This window comes from Pseudoalteromonas sp. US3C1013, from assembly GCF_048401115.1.
Taxonomy (GTDB): domain Bacteria; phylum Pseudomonadota; class Gammaproteobacteria; order Enterobacterales; family Alteromonadaceae; genus Pseudoalteromonas; species Pseudoalteromonas undina.
This window is the reverse complement of the sequence record NZ_CP183075.1, coordinates 1,729,983-1,748,983: the sequence shown is the minus strand read 5'-3', so window position 1 is coordinate 1,748,983 and position 19,001 is coordinate 1,729,983. Positions and strand designations below refer to the sequence as shown.

Annotated in this window: 19 protein-coding genes and 1 pseudogene; 14 read left to right on the top strand and 6 right to left on the bottom strand. The window is 39.6% G+C overall.

Annotation, left to right across the window (positions count from 1 at the left end):
* Positions 1 to 23: 23 nt before the first annotated feature.
* The 6 genes and pseudogenes from ACNSN2_RS08150 to ACNSN2_RS08125 form a co-directional block, all read left to right on the top strand.
* Positions 24 to 188: pseudogene (locus ACNSN2_RS08150) on the top strand (rubredoxin); the annotation flags it as partial.
* Positions 174 to 1,445 (top strand): NAD(P)/FAD-dependent oxidoreductase, encoded by a 1,272-nt coding sequence (locus ACNSN2_RS08145; RefSeq protein WP_418609054.1) that lies wholly within the window; start codon positions 174 to 176, stop codon positions 1,443 to 1,445. The pseudogene ACNSN2_RS08150 and the gene ACNSN2_RS08145, both read left to right, overlap by 15 nt.
* 3 nt (positions 1,446 to 1,448) lie before the next feature.
* The gene (locus tag ACNSN2_RS08140; protein ID WP_010390306.1) at positions 1,449 to 2,765 is read left to right on the top strand and encodes an NAD(P)/FAD-dependent oxidoreductase; all 1,317 of its coding nucleotides are present in this window, start codon (positions 1,449 to 1,451) and stop codon (positions 2,763 to 2,765) included.
* Positions 2,762 to 3,112 (top strand): cupin domain-containing protein, encoded by a 351-nt coding sequence (locus ACNSN2_RS08135; RefSeq protein ID WP_075169106.1) that lies wholly within the window; start codon positions 2,762 to 2,764, stop codon positions 3,110 to 3,112. Before ACNSN2_RS08140 ends, ACNSN2_RS08135 begins: the two co-directional genes overlap by 4 nt.
* 234 nt (positions 3,113 to 3,346) lie before the next feature.
* Positions 3,347 to 4,189, top strand: coding sequence for an HDOD domain-containing protein (locus ACNSN2_RS08130; RefSeq protein WP_010390303.1), 843 nt, complete (start codon positions 3,347 to 3,349; stop codon positions 4,187 to 4,189).
* Positions 4,190 to 4,328: 139 nt separating this feature from the next.
* Positions 4,329 to 4,739, top strand: a complete 411-nt coding sequence (locus tag ACNSN2_RS08125) for a hypothetical protein (protein ID WP_010390302.1) — start codon at positions 4,329 to 4,331, stop codon at positions 4,737 to 4,739.
* A 62-nt stretch (positions 4,740 to 4,801) separates the two neighbouring features.
* Here the strand turns inward: ACNSN2_RS08125 and ACNSN2_RS08120 are convergent, their stop codons facing one another.
* A complete protein-coding gene (locus tag ACNSN2_RS08120; protein ID WP_418606963.1) occupies positions 4,802 to 5,692 on the bottom strand; it encodes a LysR substrate-binding domain-containing protein in 891 nt (296 codons plus the stop codon).
* Between the two features lie 124 nt (positions 5,693 to 5,816).
* Between ACNSN2_RS08120 and ACNSN2_RS08115 the strand changes: the two genes are divergently transcribed.
* The 3 genes from ACNSN2_RS08115 (at position 5,817) to ACNSN2_RS08105 (ending at position 8,036) form a co-directional block, all read left to right on the top strand.
* Entirely contained in the window at positions 5,817 to 6,269 is a 453-nt protein-coding gene (locus tag ACNSN2_RS08115; RefSeq protein ID WP_418606961.1) for a DoxX family protein, read from the top strand.
* Between the two features lie 78 nt (positions 6,270 to 6,347).
* The gene (locus ACNSN2_RS08110) at positions 6,348 to 7,298 is read left to right on the top strand and encodes a glutathione S-transferase family protein (protein WP_138621225.1); all 951 of its coding nucleotides are present in this window, start codon (positions 6,348 to 6,350) and stop codon (positions 7,296 to 7,298) included.
* A gap of 30 nt (positions 7,299 to 7,328) precedes the next feature.
* Entirely contained in the window at positions 7,329 to 8,036 is a 708-nt protein-coding gene (locus ACNSN2_RS08105) for a pirin family protein (RefSeq protein ID WP_418606959.1), read from the top strand.
* 40 nt (positions 8,037 to 8,076) lie between these two features.
* Here ACNSN2_RS08105 and ACNSN2_RS08100 read toward each other — a convergent pair whose 3' ends face one another.
* On the bottom strand, positions 8,077 to 10,119 hold the full coding sequence (locus ACNSN2_RS08100; RefSeq protein ID WP_418606958.1) for a methyl-accepting chemotaxis protein: 2,043 nt from the start codon (positions 10,117 to 10,119) through the stop codon (positions 8,077 to 8,079).
* A gap of 217 nt (positions 10,120 to 10,336) precedes the next feature.
* Between ACNSN2_RS08100 and helD the strand changes: the two genes are divergently transcribed.
* Positions 10,337 to 12,469, top strand: coding sequence for a DNA helicase IV (gene helD, locus ACNSN2_RS08095; protein ID WP_418606955.1), 2,133 nt, complete (start codon positions 10,337 to 10,339; stop codon positions 12,467 to 12,469).
* 44 nt (positions 12,470 to 12,513) lie between these two features.
* On the opposite strand, the gene ACNSN2_RS08090 is transcribed toward helD, so the two are convergent.
* Positions 12,514 to 13,683, bottom strand: coding sequence for an MFS transporter (locus ACNSN2_RS08090; protein ID WP_418606954.1), 1,170 nt, complete (start codon positions 13,681 to 13,683; stop codon positions 12,514 to 12,516).
* Between the two features lie 315 nt (positions 13,684 to 13,998).
* A complete protein-coding gene (locus ACNSN2_RS08085; RefSeq protein WP_075169114.1) occupies positions 13,999 to 14,946 on the bottom strand; it encodes a sodium-dependent bicarbonate transport family permease in 948 nt (315 codons plus the stop codon).
* Positions 14,947 to 15,066: 120 nt separating this feature from the next.
* Between ACNSN2_RS08085 and ACNSN2_RS08080 the strand changes: the two genes are divergently transcribed.
* Together ACNSN2_RS08080 and ACNSN2_RS08075 are read left to right on the top strand one after the other, a co-directional pair.
* Entirely contained in the window at positions 15,067 to 16,011 is a 945-nt protein-coding gene (locus tag ACNSN2_RS08080; protein ID WP_054201069.1) for a LysR family transcriptional regulator, read from the top strand.
* Between the two features lie 101 nt (positions 16,012 to 16,112).
* Positions 16,113 to 16,529, top strand: coding sequence for a hypothetical protein (locus ACNSN2_RS08075; RefSeq protein WP_054201068.1), 417 nt, complete (start codon positions 16,113 to 16,115; stop codon positions 16,527 to 16,529).
* Positions 16,530 to 16,671: 142 nt separating this feature from the next.
* On the opposite strand, the gene ACNSN2_RS08070 is transcribed toward ACNSN2_RS08075, so the two are convergent.
* On the bottom strand, positions 16,672 to 17,058 hold the full coding sequence (locus ACNSN2_RS08070) for a hypothetical protein (RefSeq protein WP_054201067.1): 387 nt from the start codon (positions 17,056 to 17,058) through the stop codon (positions 16,672 to 16,674).
* 178 nt (positions 17,059 to 17,236) lie between these two features.
* Here ACNSN2_RS08070 and ACNSN2_RS08065 point away from each other — a divergent pair, with 178 nt between their 5' ends.
* Together ACNSN2_RS08065 and ACNSN2_RS08060 are read left to right on the top strand one after the other, a co-directional pair.
* Complete coding sequence (locus ACNSN2_RS08065; RefSeq protein WP_054201066.1) at positions 17,237 to 17,740, top strand: DUF962 domain-containing protein; 504 nt, start codon at positions 17,237 to 17,239, stop codon at positions 17,738 to 17,740.
* 25 nt (positions 17,741 to 17,765) lie between these two features.
* A complete protein-coding gene (locus ACNSN2_RS08060; RefSeq protein WP_054201065.1) occupies positions 17,766 to 18,557 on the top strand; it encodes an SDR family oxidoreductase in 792 nt (263 codons plus the stop codon).
* A 63-nt stretch (positions 18,558 to 18,620) separates the two neighbouring features.
* On the opposite strand, the gene ACNSN2_RS08055 is transcribed toward ACNSN2_RS08060, so the two are convergent.
* Complete coding sequence (locus ACNSN2_RS08055) at positions 18,621 to 19,001, bottom strand: VOC family protein (RefSeq protein WP_054201064.1); 381 nt, start codon at positions 18,999 to 19,001, stop codon at positions 18,621 to 18,623.

Below are 19,001 nucleotides of genomic sequence, written 5' to 3'. Positions count from 1 at the left end.
ATCCAAATTATTAGGATAGAGAAATGAAAAAATGGCTCTGTATTATTTGTGGCCTCATTTACGATGAGGCCCAAGGTTGGCCTGCTGATGGTATTCCTCCAGGTACCCTTTGGGAGGATGTACCACAGGATTGGGTATGTCCAGATTGTTTAGTGGGCAAAGCCGATTTTGAAATGATCGAAATAAGTGAACGTGAAGTAACTGAAGATGAAGTAACTGAAGATGAAGTAACTGAACCAGCTGTTGTTCAACACACTCGTGTTTCTGAGACCATTGTTGATGAACCGCAAGGCCCAATTGTTATCATTGGTAGTGGCCACAGTGGTTATCAAGTAGCGGCTGCATTACGTAAACAATCATCAACCGTAGCTATTACCGTATTCACCGCTGATGACGGCGCACTTTACAGCAAACCTGCACTTTCGAATGCTTTTGCAATGGGGAAAAGCGCAGCTGATTTACAAAACGAAGCCGCACTTGAGTGGGAGCAGCGTCTTAATATTCGTGTTTATCCGCATACACGTGTTGAACGAATAGATGCAGATAATCACTCTCTCATCACCAGCATAGGGCGTTATAAGTATGGGCGTTTAGTACTAGCGACAGGTGCGTCAGCAATTAAAATTCCAATTGCTGGAGACGCCTCAGAAGTACTAAGTGTGAATGATTTGCACGATTATGCACAATTGAGAGCAAAACTTGATAGTAAAAAGCGAGTTGCTATTTTAGGCGATGGGTTAATTGGCTGTGAATTTGCAAATGACTTGAGTGCCAAAGGCTATGAAGTGAGTGTCATCGGTTTAGGGCAGTGGCCAATGTATCGACTGATCCCACAAGTAGTCGGCGAAGCCTTACAGCAAAAGTTAGCAGACTTGGGGGTATCATGGTATTTAGAAGATAGTATCAACCGTATTGAAGTCAACGACTCTGTTTCATTATTACACTTAAATAGTGGTCAAGTGATTGAAGTTGACGTGGTGCTATCTGCGGTAGGATTAGTGCCAAATGTAACGCTTGCTGAGCAAGCTGGATTAGAAGTTGAGCGTGGTATTAAAGTAAATGACGATGGCCAAACCAGTCGCCCTGCTATATTTGCATTAGGTGACTGTGCGCAAACATCACAAGGATGGCAGCCATATATTGCACCCATAAATCAAATTCTACCTGCTTTAGTCAATAGCCTGTTGGGCAATGTAACTAACGCCAAATTTTTGCCGAGTCCCGTTATTGTTAAAACCCCTATAATGCCGTTAACTATTTTTCCTGTACCACCTATGGCGCAAGGTCAGTGGCATATAAAACAACAAGGTGAAGAGTTAGTGGCTGTATTTAATGATGCTAATGAGCAAGTACTTGGTTTTGCTCTGTTAGGTAAACAAGTACAGGCTAACCGCAGTTATTGGTTAGAGCAAATAAGTTTAAATAACCTAGCAGCAACGGAGTAAAATATGATTCATTTACCGCATGATGATAATACCTGTGGCTGGTATAACGCTTTACCAAAGCAGCCTAAACAAGCGCTTTTAACGGGGGCACAAAAGGCTGACTACGTGGTTTTAGGCGCTGGTTTTGCTGGTTTAGCTATGGCACGCCGTTTAGCTGAGCACGCGCCAAATGCACGAATTGCCTTAATTGATGCACAGCGAATAGGCCAAGGTGCATCAGGGCGTAATTCAGGGTTTGTGATTGACTTACCGCATAAATTCTCTCTTGAGCACCCAGATCCTGCACATAAGCAAAGATTATTGTCACTTAATCGTTTTGCGATTGATCAGCTTGCTTCTTTAGTCGCTAAATATAACATTGATTGCCAGTGGTCGGCTGCGGGTAAATACCAAGGTGCAGTAGGCGCTAGGGGTGAAGCTTACCTTGATCACTTCGAACATCTTATGACCGATTTAGGCGAACCATTTGAGCATGTTACTGGCACTGATTTGGCAAAAGTATTAGGCACTAATTACTACAGCCGTGCTATTTACACCCCGGGGGGGTACTTGGTTCAACCCGCAGCACTAGCCTGTGGTTTAGGTGCTAACTTACCAAAAAACATTGAGGTATTTGAGCATTCGCCTATTGTGCGCTTGGAGAAAGAGCAAGGAGGGTGGCTGTTGCAAGGAGAGCACGGCAGCATTAAAACACCTCAGTTATTACTGGGTACAAGTATTTTTACTCGTGAGTTTGGTTTTTTAAAAAATCGATTACTTCCTGTAATGACTTTTGCTAGTTGGACCCGACCGCTAAACGATAAAGAAATGCAGCAGTATACAGGTTTACTTGATTGGGGACTTACACCCGCTGATCACGCTGGCACAACGCTTAGGATGACCGCTGATCGTCGTATTATTATTCGTAATACCTACCAACATGTAGCTAAATATGGCAACAGCATTAGTGATAAGTTGCGTCAGGAAATTCAAAACGATCATCGCAAAGTATTTTTAGCTCGCTATCCACAACTAGTCGATGTGCCTTTTACACATTCGTGGGGAGGCACCTATGCTATTTCGCGAAATTTCACTAATTTTTTTGGCCAACTCGATGATGGAGTGTTTGCCAGCGCCTGTGATAACGGTGTGGGGGTTGCTTGGGGAACTGTGTCGGGTACTTTGCTTGCTGATTATGTTATGGGGGCAACATCGCAGTCGCTTGATGATATTCAGCAGGTAACGGGTATGCCAAGTTTAAATCCACCAGAGCCATTGCTTGGTTTAGGAGTAAAAAGCCGAATTAAACTTGCCAAATGGCAAAGTAGGAGTGAAATATGAAACAGGTTAAATTAGTAGACAGTAAATTACTCGACTTTAATGTACGTGGAGATACGCCTGGGATGGCCTACGTGGCTCGTGCACTTAGCACTGAAATATCACCAAATATAGGTGTTGGTTTTGCGAAATGGGAAGGTGCAAAAGTAGCATGGACAGTACTTTATGATGAAGTTGTATTTGTTATAGAAGGCTGCTTCGAGTTAACCGCAAATGGCGAAACCCATCATGTTAAGCCAGGGCAAATGCTCTGGATACCAGAAGGAACAGAGCTGGTATATGGCGGACATGCATTGTTTGGTTATGTTGTTCATCCAGGTAATTGGAAAGAGATACATGGTATAGCCTAACTGCCATTTTAAGTGTTCAAATTAGTTCCTAAGCCCTCTAACCAACCATTTGAGGGCTTTTTTATTGGCCGTTTTTTTAGGTTGCATTAGTAATGAAAAATAAAAGCTTAAGCCACAAATAGTTAATTTTAAAAATAGGTAAAATATTGAATATTGAGTAATCAACTTCTAGTATAAAAGTTCAAATGGAATAAAATAAATAATCCATATAGCTTAGCTGGAGGCTAGACATCGATGATTGTAGTTAATGAGCAGGTATTATCAGATGTAAATAAAAACTTTATTATTCCACCAAGACCGCAAATCTTAAATGATCTTGAATTATTAGCATCTGCACAAGAGCCCTCGCTTTCAGACGCCGCAGAAATCATCGCTAAAGATGTTGCTATTGCATCCGCTATTTTAAAGATAGTTAATTCACCCGCTTATGGCTTAGTTCGTAGTGTGTCAAATATTAAACAAGCCATTATGTTTTTAGGTTGGAATGGCATTGAAGCTTTAGTTCCTAGCCTAAAGCTAAAGCAAATGTTCGCCCAAAATGAGTGCTGTATTAGCCTTGAACGTTTTTGGGATACCGCCTCAGAAATTGCTGATGTAAACATGATTATTGGACAACGTCTAAATAATGTCCCCGTTGAGTACTTGTATACGCTTGGTTTGTTTCATGATTGTGGCATTGTGCCAATGGCAATCAAATTTGATAATTACGTGAGTGCTTTGCATACTTCAAATAATACCCATAAAGAAAGCTTGATAGATATAGAAGAGCGTTTATATGGAACTAATCATGCCACTGTGGGTTATTACTTAGCGACCAGCTGGCATTTACCCGTAGATATTTGTCAGCTTATTTTACGTCATCACGATTTGAGCATGCTAAGTAACATAACTGGAAGTAACCAACAATTGTGTTACAGCGTTTTAAAAATGTCTGAGAATCTGGTTAATTGTGTTTTACGCGGTGACACCACTAAAGATTGGGATGATATAGAAAAACACGTTTTAGCAACATTAAATATGTCAGAAGACGATTATATTGATCTACAAGAAGAGGTGATTGACTTTTTGAACTGCTAATCGCTTTTTAGCAGCTTAAAACCTATAGGTTAGTTTTTTTCACTTATTGGTTTGTTTTTAATCGTTTGTCGAGATTAAGTAAACACTCTAAAGTTTAGTTGTCGGCAACAAGCACGACTAACCAAATAGGAAATTAATCATGAAACGCTCACTTATCAAAACCATCGCTCTTGGCTCTTTATTAACTTGCTCAGCTGCTGTAATGGCTGATCAAAGTGATTACAAGTTAATGGTTATTGAAGAGGCTAAAACAGCCCCTCAAGAATTCGAAGTTGCATTTAACGATTGTGCATTAAATGTAAAATCAAAAAATTATAGCCAAGCTGAAGAAATCTGCTCAAAAGCAATTACTTTATTACAACAAAGCACTGGCCCACGTTTTAAAGTACGTGAGCTAACTTCATTTGCTTTAAGTAACCGTGGTGTAGGACGTTTAATGGCTAAAAACGAAACAGCTGCATTATCAGACTTTTACGAAGCACAACAAATGTCAGGTAACGAGTTAGTGTCGCACAATTTAACGCGCGCTAAGCAAGATCTCGCGCTGTAATATTTATTAAAGTTTCAAAAAGCCCATGCTGTTTCAGCATGGGCTTTTTACGTTTATTAGGCTTAAACACTATTTAGAATAATTTGGGTCAGCTGTTTCAGCCCCTTACCTTTGTTAGTTATTTTCCATGCAAGGTATAAGTCTTGAGTTGGGCGTGGCTCGGTAAGTTCCACAACATGCAGTTTGTTAGCTTTTATATGCTCAGTAATAAGGTTTACAGGTAAATAACCAATACCAATAGCGGATAAAATAGCGGTTATTTTTTGGCTTACAGAACTTACATAAAAACGCTGATTACCTTCGATTAAGTTAGCTGACCACGGAATACCTTGCTTTGCTGAGTCATGCACTATAACCGTGGTGTATTGACCGAGTTCGCTGGGCTCAGTGGGGGTTTTTAGTAGCGCTAACGGGTGGCTAGGGTGAACCACCAGAACATTTTGAATATCAGCTATTTTTACCGCTCTGATCCCCTTTTGATTAGGTACAGGGGCCGGTGCGCCAATCACTAAATCAACGTCATCCTCAATTAAAGCCTCCCAAGTGCCATTAAGTACTTCCTCTTTAATGTCTATCTCAATATTTTTATGCTCATTTAAAAATAGCTGTAGATTTTTGAATACGTCACTTATGTCAAAAATAGAGTCATAGGCAATACGTATCCGTGGCTCCCAGCCATTAGCTATGGTTTGTGTTTGCTCCGATAAATTATTTATAGCATTGAGTACTTTACGCCCCTCGGTCAGTAAATGTTTACCTGCTGGGGTTAAAACGGCACGTCGACCTTGGCGCTGAAACAAGGTTACATTTAATTGCTCTTCAAGTTTATTAACAATATACGACAAGGCTGAGGGTACTTTATTAAGTTGCTCTGCAGCGGCTGCGTAACTGCCACGATGCTCAATGGCGTCCAGTACCAGTAAAGCTTCTATGCTTATAGGGGGTGTATTCATAATGATACCCAATATTAACTGTTCAAAATATTTGAACATATAGAGCAAATAATAGGAGTTATTTAATTTTAATTCAACTTATACAATAGCTGCATACTCAATTGGAACAATACAGGTTAAAACTATGACGATTAAAAATATCACAGCTGCCATCACAAAAACTGAACAGTCTTTTGCAACACTACCATTAAGGCTTATTGCAGGATTAGTGTTTAGTGCTCATGGTGCACAAAAACTGTTTGCGTGGTTTGGCGGCTATGGCTTGGAAGGCACAGGGCAATGGATGGAGTCGATTGGCTTAGCACCGGGCTATTTAATGGCATTAATGGCCGGTGGCGCTGAATTTTTTGGTGGGTTACTACTCATCGTTGGTTTGCTGGTGCGTCCTGCGAGTTTTGTACTGGCTATCACTATGGTAGTTGCTATTTTTACCACACACATAGATAACGGTTTATTTATGAGCAATAACGGTTATGAATTTGCGTTATCGCTGTTAGCCATTACCCTAGCTTTACTGATCCAAGGAGCTGGAAAGCTATCCCTTGATGGAAAAATTTATCACAAATTAAATCAATAAGCTGGTCACATAAGTGATTGAACTTTAAGCTGCCAACCTGCGTAAGGTTGGCACACTCTATAAACTAAGGAGACGGACATGGGATTACTTGTTAACGGTGAATGGGTCGATAAATGGTATGACACTGAAAAAAGCGACGGTAAATTTGTACGCCAAGATAGCCGCTTTAGAGATACGATTTCATCAGCGCAAAACAGTAAATTTAAACCAGAAGCGGGTCGCTATCATTTATATGTATCCTTGGCTTGCCCTTGGGCGCACCGCACCATTATATTTCGTAAATTAAAGCAGCTCGAAGACATTATTTCTATGAGTATTGTTGAAGCACCTATGATGGAAAACGGCTGGGAATTTGGCGAGCAGGGCGATCCACTTTATAACTTAGATTACGCTTACCAATTGTATTTAAAAGCCGACCCTAGCTATGAAGGGCGTGTTACCGTGCCTATTTTATGGGATAAAAAAACGCAGACTATTGTAAACAACGAATCAATAGAAATAATTCGCATGTTTAATAGTGCGTTTAATGAGCTTACTGGTAACACCGACGATTATTATCCAGATGCGCTACGTGAAGAAATAGAAACGGTGAATAACCGTGTCTATAACACCATTAACAATGGGGTGTATAAAGCCGGTTTTGCTACAACTCAAGAAGCTTACAACGAAGCTTACACCGCCTTGTTTGATAGCTTAGATTGGTTAGAAACTCGATTAGCAAAACAGCGTTACTTAGTGGGCGATAAACTCACTGAAGCCGATTGGCGATTATTTACCACACTTATCCGCTTTGATGCTGTGTATCACGGGCACTTTAAGTGTAATCGAGAAAAGTTAAGTGAGTTTCATCATCTTAGTAACTACATTAATGAGCTTTACCAAGTACCTGGGGTAAAGGAAACGGTCGATTTAGAATACACAAAGGTGCATTACTACGTCAGTCACGTAACCATTAACCCAACGCAAATTGTGCCTTTAGGTGCTAAACACACGTTTGATGCTGCCCATGATCGAGACCGTCAATACTAAATGACGTAGAGATAACGTATAGGAAAAAATATGCTTACTCATTACCCAAAAAATAGCTTAGGCAATGCTGATCATGGTTGGCTTAAGTCAAAGCACCATTTTAGTTTTGCGAATTATTATAATCCTGCTCGTATGGGATTTGGCACTTTGCGTGTAGTTAATGATGACTGGGTAGCCCCAGGTATGGGGTTTGGTGCGCACCCACATAGAAATATGGAAATTATTAGTTTTATCCGTAGTGGTGCCATTACTCATCAAGATAGTATGGGCAACAAAGGGATCACCGAGCAAGGTGAGGTGCAGGTAATGAGTGCAGGCACCGGCATTACCCACTCAGAATATAACCTAACAGATGAACCACTAACGTTTTATCAAATTTGGATTCAGAGTAATCAACACAATGTTGAGCCGCGTTGGGAAAGTAAAAAGTTTCCTACGCAAGCTGCAAGCAGCCTTAGCTTACTGGTTTCAGGTTATCCAAAAGATGCCGATAGTGCACTGTTTATTAATCAGCAGGCGCGTATTTATGGTGGTAAGCTGGCAAAAGGCACATTAATAAAACAGCCGATTGATCATCAAGCCTATGTACTGGCATCGGCAGGAGAGCTTATTATTAGCGATGAGTCAGCCTCAGTTAACATGAATAAAGGTGATGGCGCAGAAGTTACACAGACTAAAACCATCACTTTAACGGCAACCACTGAGTGTGAATTGATTATTATCGATAGCAAAATTTAAGCGCAATTTACGTGCGCTTAACTTTGTAATTGTTACTCGCTCATACTTTAAAGCTTTCTACTTGCGATTTCATTTGCTTATATAAAGCCGATACATTTTTAGATTGTTGCGTGGTTTGCGATGAAATTTGTTTCATTTGTGCAGATTGCTCTTTTAATGATACTAAATTTCGATTTATTTCGTTAGCCACATGTGACTGCTCTTGTGTAGCTTGTGCGGTTTCAGCCGACATTTGCTGCACTTTTTCAAATGCGTGAGTCAGGCTATTAAAAATGGTAATTACTGAGTCAAAGTTGGTTAAGGTGGTATTGGCATTAGTTTGGCTATTTTTGATTGAATCAGACGACGCTTTAACATTGTCATTTAAGCGTTGGATCATGGTATCAATTTCGTCTGTGCTTTGTTGAGTTCGTGTGGCAAGCGTTCTTACCTCATCAGCTACCACTGCAAATCCACGGCCTTGCTCGCCGGCTCTAGCGGCTTCAATCGCTGCATTTAAAGCTAATAAGTTTGTTTGCTCTGCAATATTACGTATTACTTCAAGAACGGAGGTTATATCGGTAGAGCTACTTTCTAGTTCAACCGAATTCGCTAATGCAGACTTAATATCGTTAGCTAAGTCTTCAATCGCTTTGCTAGACACATCAATAGCTTGAACACCTTGCTTTACCTGCTCGCTAGATATATCGGCTTCCTGCGCTGTATTTTTTGCAAGCTCTGCCATTTGTTGATTGGCCATGTCCATTTCATGACCCGCACTGACTATTGACTCAGAGGCATTAGCAAGTTTTTGGGTTACTTCCATCGCGGTATCAGATACATCATTTAAATCACCCGTTACTGCACCAAGTTGGCTTGATTGCTGCTGAATATTTTTTATTATTGTTTGTAAATGGCTCAAGAAGTTATCAAATTCATTGCTTAAATCAGCTAATTCGTCGTGTGATGTAGTGTTAATACGTTGGGTTAAATCGCCATCGCCAGCGGCTATTTCTTTAATACGAAGGGTAATATTATTGATATTATCGGTTAGCTTTTTCGGAATGTAATAGCCCACACCTAAAGCGACAATAAAGGCAATAATAATCACAATAAAAACAATTTTTTCAAAAAGTTGAATGCTTTGTTGTACGTCTTGTTTTACAGCTCTGGCATGCGTGCGTGCTTCTTCTCCTGCAATATCAAGTATATTTCTTAATTCGTTAAAGCTTTTATCAGCTTTTGCTAAATTATTATCAATTAAAGCGACTTGCTTTGCAGGAGTTGAGTAAATCAAGGCTTTGCTTTGCTCATACCATTGCTGGTAAAGCTGATCGAAGTTGGCATATTTTTGTGTTAGCTGCGGCTCGTCAATTAAATAACTACGGTAACTATGAAAACGACGAATAACTTGGGCTGCGTTTTCTTCAAATATTTTTTGATTTTGTGCTAAATCACCGTGTTGGTTTACTATTTTTTGTTTTGCAAGCCGGGCTTGGTATATATCTCTATCGGCATTTAGTATCTCTGAAATGGCTTCTACATAACGCCCTAAACGCTCAGCCCCCACTTTATCTTGCTGTTGTTTATTAGTATAAGCGCGAAGCTCTTCACCTGCCTGATCCATCATTTCGCGTATTTTTATAAATTCAGGTTCAGATTTATTTAAATCACTTTGCATTTTACCTTGTGAGTGGTTGGTATCAATGAGCGTTTTACTATGATTTACCCATTCATTATACAAAGGCATAAAGTTGGAAAATGAATCATGCTTTGCTAGTAATGCCTCTTCATCTTTTAAATAGGTTAAGTATTTATTAAAGCGATCTTTTACTTGCTCTGCGTTTTCTAAAAACTCTGCTTTATTCTTCTCACTATCACCAGTGGCGCTGAGTAAATTTTCAAGTGCAATACGTGCTTGATATATGTCTCTGTCGGCATTGAGAATAACAGTAACAGCTTCAAAAAAGGTTTCGGTTTGCCTTTTCATAGCGCTGTCTTGTATGTAAGTAATTGAAGCTATGGCAACTAGCAAGCCTGCAAGGATCAATGCTAAAAAAGCAATTGGCAAAATGACTTTGGTTCTAATTGAATTTATTCGCATGTTTCAATCCTTGTTATCTTACTGTATCTAGAGTAGATATTAGTCACATAGTGGTGTTTATGCCAAGCAGGTGGGTAAATTAATTGGGTGTTTTTTATACGCTATAAAATTCGTGTAAACATTACGGCTAATTTTTATTGGTTTTATTATCCTTGCAAGGCATATTCCCTTAAAATATGGCTAATTGGTTCATTTTTATAAAGGAATTCTGCTGTTAATGAATTCTATTCAGGCTAGTGTATTTGGCCGTATCTTTACCCCGCATCGCTTTGTCGACATAAACCCACAAGGTTTAGTATTCAGCAATAAAACACAAACAACCACATTGAGTTGGTGTAATTTAACGTCGCCCATTCGCTATGAGTATGGTGTGCTTGGGCAAACACTGCGCTTTAATACCGACTCTAAGCAGTATCGTATTTGGATGAGGGCATATGGCAGCAATAGGGCATTTAAAGCGCATACTGATATGTTATGGGTTAAAAGCAATATTGCTGTGCTTAATGAGGTGTTGAGTGAAATAAACCAATTTGCTCACACTCAGTTTTTGCGCCAATCATATGTGGCTGATATAAAAAAACGAGTAGATGAGCAATATAAACGCTGGCTACCTTGGATAAAAAGTAGCGATGTTTTAGCAACAGTCAGCACACAAATAAAATTGCTTGAGCAATACAGCCAGTGGAGCGATTCACTCACGCGTTTTTTTCAACATAAATACACTCAATCACAATTAAAGCGCTATAACGATTTTTTTAGTTGTGTTGAAACAAATCCACTCACTGAGCAACAACGCCGAGCTTGCATCATAGATGACGATAATAATTTAGTGCTAGCAGGTGCTGGTACAGGAAAAACCAGTGTGTTGGTGGCCAGAGCGGGCTATTTGGTTAATAGTGGGCAGGCTAATTACAACGATATTTTATTACTCGCCTATGGTAAGCAAGCCGCTTGCGAAATGGATGAACGAATTAAACAAAAGCTGGGCACTGAGTCCATTAAAGCGGCCACATTTCACAGCGTCGGCTTAACCATTATTAGCGAGGTTGAGGGCAAGCCACCTAAAATATCTAAACTCGCTGAAAACGAAAAAGCTAAAATAAAATGGGTTGAAGGATGTTTTGAATCGCTTGCCAATGCTAAACCACAATATGCTAGAGCACTGGTAAATTATATAAATAACACTCTTAATGACGTTAAAGGCGAGTTTAAATTTAGTCCTGCAAAGCCTAATCATATAGCGCTTTTAAAAGAGATAAAATCTGGCGGTCATTTAACCAAGTTAGCTACCTTATTTAGCCAATTAATCAGCGTGTATAAAACCGCAAATATAACACTTGAGAGCGATTCAAAGCAGATACAGCAAGCCTGGAAATTATTAAAGCCGTTGTTAGCCAACTATAACCATTATTTACGCACGCAGGGCGAAATAGACTTCGACGATATGATTATTAAAGCCCTCGATTATGTAAACACTAAAAAGTTTACATCGCCTTGGCGTTATATCATGGTGGATGAATTTCAAGATATATCACCGCTGCGAGCTACACTTGTAAAAGCACTGCGCGATAGTAAATCTAATAGTTCACTGTTTGCAGTAGGAGACGATTGGCAAGCTATTTACCGTTTTAGTGGTGCAGATATGCGACTTACTACCGAGTTTGCCGCACATTTTGGTTTTACAACACAAACTCTATTAGATAGGACCTTTCGCTTTAATAATAAAATTGGCGAGGTTGCCGCAGGCTTTATTATGAAAAACCCAGCGCAGTTAGCTAAAGACATTCATTCAGTTGCAAAGGTGAGTAAGCCCGCTGTTAGCGTGCTAAAAACGCTAAATAGTGGCTCAGCTATAAACAGCAAAATAGCGGAGCTAAACAATGGCGCAATTAAGCATTTACTAAAGGGGATTAAGGGACATTCTGGCAAGTCTGCCACGGTATATTTACTTGCACGATTTCGATTTCAGTTACCTTCACAGGCCGATATAAGTGCTTTACAGCAAGAGTTTTCAGCATTGCATTTTGAGTGTGATACGTTTCATGGCTCAAAAGGCAAAGAAGCCGATTATGTCATTATATTAGCAATGAATGGTGGAGCGTTTGGATTTCCAAGCACTAAGCCAACACCTCAGATTTTAGAAGCGTTATTACCCGCAAAAGATAATTACGCACACAGTGAAGAGCGTCGCTTATTTTATGTAGCGCTCACTCGCGCTAAACATAAAGTGTACATAATAGCTGATGATAACAACCGCAGCTGCTTTGTTGATGAACTTATAAACGAGCATAAAATTGAAGTATTTGAGTTAAAAAATAAAGCGGTTGCTAAAGAGGTTACTCAAGCGTAAACCGCTTAATACCGTAACCAGCATTAAGCGGCTTTTAGCATTCGCTAGCCGGCGACGGGGGTGTTACCAGTTGGTATTTTTTTCATACTTTTTATAAGCATGTAAATACAGGTAGTAATTAAGCAGCCACCTAAGTAAATAAGCACACCATGGCTTTTATCTGAAAAATAGGTAGCCATTAGCGGCCCTAAAACCGAGCCCACACTGTAACTTAATAGCATTATTTCGGTAGCTGAGACTATTTTTGCCATAGGCAATGAGTCACACGCCAGAGTAATGGCAATCGGGTAAAGCGCAAAACTGCATGCACCTAATATAAAATAACTACTTACTAGGGCCGCAAAGCTATTAGCATGTAAAATACCCACCACACTGGCGGTACCAATAAAGCAAAAAATAGCCATTAATAAGCTTTTAATAATGCGGGTTGATAAATAGCTCACTAAAGGCTGAACTAACATGCCACCTAAAATAATCACCGCCATAAGTAAGCCGGTATATTGAGCTTGTTCAGTTTGTGCGGCTATGTAGACCGGTAATAATCCATAAATAGGGCCTAGTAATAACCCCGATACTAAACAGCCTAAAATAGCAGGGCGGCTGAGAGTTTTTAGTTCTTTAAATGGTAGCTTTTGTAAGTTTTGCGTATCAGGTTGTCCTCGGGTAATTAAGAGCGGCGCTAAAATCGCAACAGCTAACAAAGTAATAACAAATAAATAAGGCACAGCATCTGTCGTTCCTAATGGTTTAATGGCAAGTTGACCTACTGCGCTGCCACCGTATAAGGAGGTCATATATAACCCTAAGCGCTTAGCTCGCGCTTTTGCGGTGTTGGCCATTAATAACCATGACTCTACCACCACAAATACGCCAGCAACTGCCATACCAGCCACAAAGCGTGCTATTAACCACATAGTGGCCGTTGGGCTGATCAGCTGGGTGATAACACTAATAATTAATAAAGCTAAAAACCCGATGAAAGCCAACCTATGACCGATTTTTACCACTACGCGCTCTATACATAAAGCACCAATCAATAAGCCTAAATAAAAGACACTGGCAAGCCATGGAGCTAAATCAATATTGATGTTAAAAGCATTGAGTGATAACGGGATCAAGCTCATTAAAAAGCCTGATGCAATAGCAAAAAACGATAAGCCAATAACCGGCGCTAGCGGGTTATTTGATTTACTATCAGCGGTAAGTTCCACCATTAGATTGTTCCGAAAAAGAGGTTAAATAATTGCTGTTTTTAGGGGAGATTGATAAAGCAATTATCTTAAGGAGGTTAATTTTGCGGCGAATTTAGGCTGATTTGACAACGAAGTAAAGAGTTTTTTAATTGCTAAATGAAAATAGTATTCAAAATGTTTTTTTACGTAAATTAAACGCTTACATGCTATTTTTTTGTAGAAGTAAGTTAGCTTTATTGTTTTAAAATTGTTGTATTTTTAAGCGTTGTTTTAAATAAAATAATACTGCTTATAAAACCAAAAAAGCCCACTTTGGGCTTTTTTAGTGCGTTATATTCAACTTATGACAACGGCAAGTTGATGATACAAACCAATCCCAACAATAACATTAAATGGAAAGGTGACACCTAACGAGCTAAGCATGGCTAGGCCAATATCTGCTTTGGGAATAGCGGCTTTTACAGCAGCAGGTGCGGCAATGTAAGAAGCACTCGCCACTAAGCTGCCCAGAATAACCACTGAACCTAATTCTAAATTTAGCAAGGTGCCAACCATAACGCCAATGGTGCCTAAAAATAACGGCGTAATAATGGCGAAGGCAGCCAGTTTCCATTGCTGCCAAGGAAAAGGGCGAAGCGTTTGTGCAGCAACCAAGCCCATTTCGAGTAAAAATAGCGCCAGCACTACTTTAAAGCTACTGGTAAGTAAACTCGTAACTTGGCTACCCTGTTGGGTGCCATACATCATACCGATAATTACACCGCCAACGAGCAAAATCACACTCTTATTGGTAAGCGTTTCGTGCCACAGTGCTTTTAACGATAAGTTGGTGTTTTCGCTGTGTGCTTTGTCGAGCTTACGATACAACAGTAAACCTACAATAATGGCTGGTAACTCAAGCATAACTAGGTACAAGGTAACTTCTGCGCCCACTTCTAATTTAGCCGATTCGGCATACGCTAATGCTACCGCAAATGTACCAGCACTAACCGAACCATAGTGGGCAGCAATGCTGGCGCTATTCGCTACGCTTAGCTTAACAACGTGTTTTAAAATAGGGTATAAAGTGAGTGGAATAAGCCCACCAAGTAACATAACCGAGGCCATTTCTGGGAGTAATTGCCAACTTAAATTGCCATGCAGCACCATGCCACCTTTTAGACCTATGGTAAGCATGAGTAGTAAGCTGAGAGTGTCATACGTCGCTTTGGGAATAGCTAAATCAGAGCGAAGGATACCCGCTGCTAATCCTAAAATAAAAAACATTACTACAATATCAGGCACGCTGTTCTCCTCTTTATTACTAATTTGATTTGTTAAGCGGCGCTATTATAGGCAAATCTTTATATAGTAAATAATAAAATGAATGATAACATCCTATAGATAAAAACCTATGAGGTGCGTATGAATATAAGACAACTTTCCTTCCGACTACTTGAAGTATTTATGAGTGTAGTAAAAACCGGCTCTATAAGCGAAACCGCTCGTGGACTTCATTTGACTCAGCCTACGGTTTCTTTACAAATTAAACGCTTACAAGAAGCGGTAGGTGAACCGTTAATAATTATGCAGCAACAAAAGTTGCAAATAACCGAAGCTGGTATGGCCTTATTTAGGACTTGCCAACAGGTTTTTGGTCATTTTGAAGATTACCAAGATTACTTAGCGGAGCTAAAAGGAGGTGAACGTGGACGATGTAAAATTGCTATGGTTAATACTGCCCAATATATTTTACCTAAATTGTTAGGCCCATACAGTAATGAACATCTGCATGTAGAGCTACCACTTGAAATAGGTAATCGTTCAGCCGTTTTAGCACGCTTTGAACGCGGAGAAGACGATATTTATGTATTTAGTCACCCGCCATCTTTAGAGCATGCCCAGGCTGCTAGATTTCTACATAACCCTTTAGTGTTTATAGTGCCACTAAATCATCCATTAGCCGATAAAACCGCACTTAAACTGGCTGATTTAGTTCCGTATCGTTTTTTATTGCGTGAAACAGGCTCCGCCACTCGGATGTTATTTGAAAGCGAGCTGCAAAGTAGAGGGTTGGTATTAAGTGACAGTGTGCAAATGGCCAGTAATGAAGCCATTAGAGTGGCGGTAGCTTCAGGTATGGGGATTGCGGTGCTTTCTCAGCATGTGCTGCCTAAAGGTGATAATAGCTTTAAAGTGCTTAATGTTACCGACACCACTTTAGCTAGCCATTGGTATTTTGTGGTGCGTACAGACCGACATATATCACACGCTGCACGCAGCTTTTTAAAGTTTGCTGAGCAACACTTAGAGCTGTATTTAGATGAGAAGTGGGTGCGAAATGAGTTAAGAGGGCTTAATTTGAAATAAAAATAAGCCTTAGAGACAATCAAATATTAACTGGTATCAAAGTTGCTTAAGTTATTTCAGTTAAAGAATATAACGATTAAAGCAAAAATGGATTTGAGCCAATGACTTCAATAACCTTTAAAAATCAATATAGTAGTTACAATAATCCCGTTAACAAAGTGGCAAAAACGAGTGACGTTCTGTCAACATCTGCCGCTGCGGCAACAACAAGTACCGCTGAAAACCAAGCACCCCCTAATTTTATCGCTAAACCAGAAGACAAAAGCTTTTTAGAAAATGCCCAAGAGGCATTAATTTATCAACGTTTAGGTGTCGATAAAGAAACTATAGCTGAGTTAAAAGCAGCAATAGAAGCCTTGGCAGAAGAACTAGGAGAGGAAGGGGTTGATGTAGATGCCATAAAAGAGCAGATTGCTGAATTACAAAAAATGTTAGAGCAAGAATTCGAAAAAGGCACGGAGCGAATGGCAATGCAACCAACACATGAAAAAGGCAAGCTAGTAACCGCATTAGCTTAGATAGCGGTATGTTGAAAGGTTATTGACTCCTGTCTTTAAGTAGGTTTTAAGTGATTAACGCACAAAGAGGGCAAACAGACGCTACGCTTTTAGAGAAGTAAATTAAATCAAAACTTTTATCGCTTCTCATTTATTTTTTAAGTTACATCTGTAACCAAAAAACCAAGCAGGGGCTTATAAAAAGCAATAGCATGCCCACACTCAGTAAGTTACCTCTAAAAAGGTTAAAATCATCAAGTATTTTGTGCCACTTATACTTAAATAAATATCTGCCCACAATAATATCTAAACTAAGCATTATTGTTAGCCAAACAAAACCCACATTTAAACAATCTAAGTACGAAATAGGGTTAACCCATGGCAAGGTCAGCCAAGTAATGGCATAAATAATCGCAGTGCCCAAAAGTAAGCTGAGTGTTTTAGCGCGTTTTAGAGCGTAAAATCGATGTAAAATCCTTACTCTAATATTGCCATTAATTATCTCAGCTAAAGCGAGTAATAGGCCAACGGCGAGTGTTTTTAAAAGCATGTAAACCTCCTGGTGCTGATCATGTTAATTATTAACGATGACCTTACCTAATTTATAGCTATAACGCATAAGGTGCTGCTCACCATTTTTAGAGATTAACTATCGTTATCAGTTGTTATTATGTGTCATTTTTTATAAGGTGAACTTTGCTTATAAAAATAACAATAGGAACGCCGTCATGAAAACCCTTGAACAACAGCTCGGCCAGTATGGTTTGTACCATCGCTCTAAACGAAATGTATTAACCCATTTTTTTGGTATTCCACTCATTGTGTTTGCCGCTTTATGCTTACTCGCCCGAATTGAAATTCCTATTGCTAATTTTAGCATTGATGGCGCGCAAATTTTTGTATTAGCCTCTGTGGTTTACTATTTTATGTTGAGCTTTTCGCTTGGTTTAATCATGGGAATTATTTTCACTTTATTACTGGTAGCTGCCCAGCCAATTGCCGCAATGGCATTAATACCTTGGTTGGTAATTGGAGTTGGGGTGTTCGTGTTTGGCTGGATATTACAGTTTATTGGTCATTATTTTGAAGGTAAAAAGCCCGCTTTTGTTGATGATTTAGTAGGCTTAATTATTGGCCCTTTGTATGTCACTGTTGAGCTACTATTTTTAATGGGCTTTTACAAAAACTTAGAACAGCAAGTGAATGAAATAGCGGGTCCAACTAAAGCATAACCAGTCAAAGAATATAAGGTAAACCATGGATTATAATAATAAAACAGTGTGGATCACCGGCGCATCATCAGGTATTGGTGAAGAACTTGCAAAACAATTTGCAGAGCAAGGTGCAAAGGTTATTTTATCAGCGCGAAATATCGATAAACTCAACCAAGTAAAAGACGAGTTAAAAGGCGAGGGGCACCGTGTTATCCCGCTTGATTTATCAAAGCCCGAAATGGTACTGCAGGATGTATCGGAGAAAATAGATAGCTTAGGCCCCATTGATATTTTAATTAATAACGGTGGCGTATCGCAGCGTAGTTTATTTTTAGAAAACGACTTTAAAGTGTACCGGCAACTTATGGAAGTAAATTACTTTGGCTTAATTGCACTCACTAAAGCGGTACTACCTTCAATGGTGGCACGTAAAAGCGGTTCAGTAGTGGCTATTAGTAGCGTGGCAGGCAAAGTAGGCTCAAAGTTTAGAACCGGATACTCAGGCAGTAAATACGCTGTGGTAGGCTTTATGGATTGCTTACGCGCCGAAGTGGCAGAGCACAACATACATTGCTTAACTATTTGCCCTGGCTCAATTAAAACGGCGATTGCCCATAACTCATTAAACGAGCAAGGGGAGGCGCAAAACAAACCTGAGCCTTCAATAGAAAATGGTATGAACGTAAATGTAGCCGCATCAAAAATGCTCACTGCAATCTACAATAAAAAAGACGAAGTTGTAATAGGCCAAGGGTTAAGTGGTTGGGCACCGTTTATAAAACGGTTTTTCCCAGGGTTATTTAATCGCTTAACCGCTAAAATGGAATATAAATAACTAAGTACAGTACTTAAACGCCAGCATTTAGCTGCTTAGCGCAATGCTGGTTCGTGCTTAGCTTTATGGCTGTTTTTGTACCTTCCAAGGTGGGTTTAATCGATTTTCTCCAGCTTTATAGAGTTTAATTTTATTTCCTGAAGGGTCTTTTAAAACCGCTTCCTTCCATAGATACCTTTGCTCTGTGGGTTGCTGTTCGAATACGATCCCCTTTTTACTCAACTGTTGGCACAATTGTTCGAGGTCATCGTTCTCAAAATAAATTACAGAATGATTTTCAAAAAATTTACTCTCTAAAGACAATGAAAATGTAGAGTCACCTTCAGGGCAACTAAAACGTGCATAATGAGGTGTATCAACAATTTGGGTAAAGCCAAGTGTGCGATAAAAACTCACCGCTTCATTCATATCTTTGACTGGCAAAGTTACTTGATTCAGTTTCAT

Bases quoted from the DNA above. Each gene is read 5' to 3' on its own strand.
- ACNSN2_RS08110 (WP_138621225.1), top strand. From the start codon at position 6,348: ATGGGATTACTTGTTAACGGTGAATGGGTCGATAAATGGTATGACACT.
- ACNSN2_RS08140 (WP_010390306.1), top strand. From the start codon at position 1,449: ATGATTCATTTACCGCATGATGATAATACCTGTGGCTGGTATAACGCT.
- ACNSN2_RS08135 (WP_075169106.1), top strand. From the start codon at position 2,762: ATGAAACAGGTTAAATTAGTAGACAGTAAATTACTCGACTTTAATGTA.
- helD (WP_418606955.1), top strand. From the start codon at position 10,337: ATGAATTCTATTCAGGCTAGTGTATTTGGCCGTATCTTTACCCCGCAT.
- ACNSN2_RS08065 (WP_054201066.1), top strand. From the start codon at position 17,237: ATGAAAACCCTTGAACAACAGCTCGGCCAGTATGGTTTGTACCATCGC.
- ACNSN2_RS08145 (WP_418609054.1), top strand. From the start codon at position 174: ATGATCGAAATAAGTGAACGTGAAGTAACTGAAGATGAAGTAACTGAA.
- ACNSN2_RS08115 (WP_418606961.1), top strand. From the start codon at position 5,817: ATGACGATTAAAAATATCACAGCTGCCATCACAAAAACTGAACAGTCT.
- ACNSN2_RS08090 (WP_418606954.1), bottom strand. From the start codon at position 13,683: ATGGTGGAACTTACCGCTGATAGTAAATCAAATAACCCGCTAGCGCCG.
- ACNSN2_RS08070 (WP_054201067.1), bottom strand. From the start codon at position 17,058: ATGCTTTTAAAAACACTCGCCGTTGGCCTATTACTCGCTTTAGCTGAG.
- ACNSN2_RS08125 (WP_010390302.1), top strand. From the start codon at position 4,329: ATGAAACGCTCACTTATCAAAACCATCGCTCTTGGCTCTTTATTAACT.
- ACNSN2_RS08105 (WP_418606959.1), top strand. From the start codon at position 7,329: ATGCTTACTCATTACCCAAAAAATAGCTTAGGCAATGCTGATCATGGT.
- ACNSN2_RS08055 (WP_054201064.1), bottom strand. From the start codon at position 19,001: ATGAAACTGAATCAAGTAACTTTGCCAGTCAAAGATATGAATGAAGCG.
- ACNSN2_RS08120 (WP_418606963.1), bottom strand. From the start codon at position 5,692: ATGAATACACCCCCTATAAGCATAGAAGCTTTACTGGTACTGGACGCC.
- ACNSN2_RS08075 (WP_054201068.1), top strand. From the start codon at position 16,113: ATGACTTCAATAACCTTTAAAAATCAATATAGTAGTTACAATAATCCC.
- ACNSN2_RS08100 (WP_418606958.1), bottom strand. From the start codon at position 10,119: ATGCGAATAAATTCAATTAGAACCAAAGTCATTTTGCCAATTGCTTTT.
- ACNSN2_RS08060 (WP_054201065.1), top strand. From the start codon at position 17,766: ATGGATTATAATAATAAAACAGTGTGGATCACCGGCGCATCATCAGGT.
- ACNSN2_RS08080 (WP_054201069.1), top strand. From the start codon at position 15,067: ATGAATATAAGACAACTTTCCTTCCGACTACTTGAAGTATTTATGAGT.
- ACNSN2_RS08130 (WP_010390303.1), top strand. From the start codon at position 3,347: ATGATTGTAGTTAATGAGCAGGTATTATCAGATGTAAATAAAAACTTT.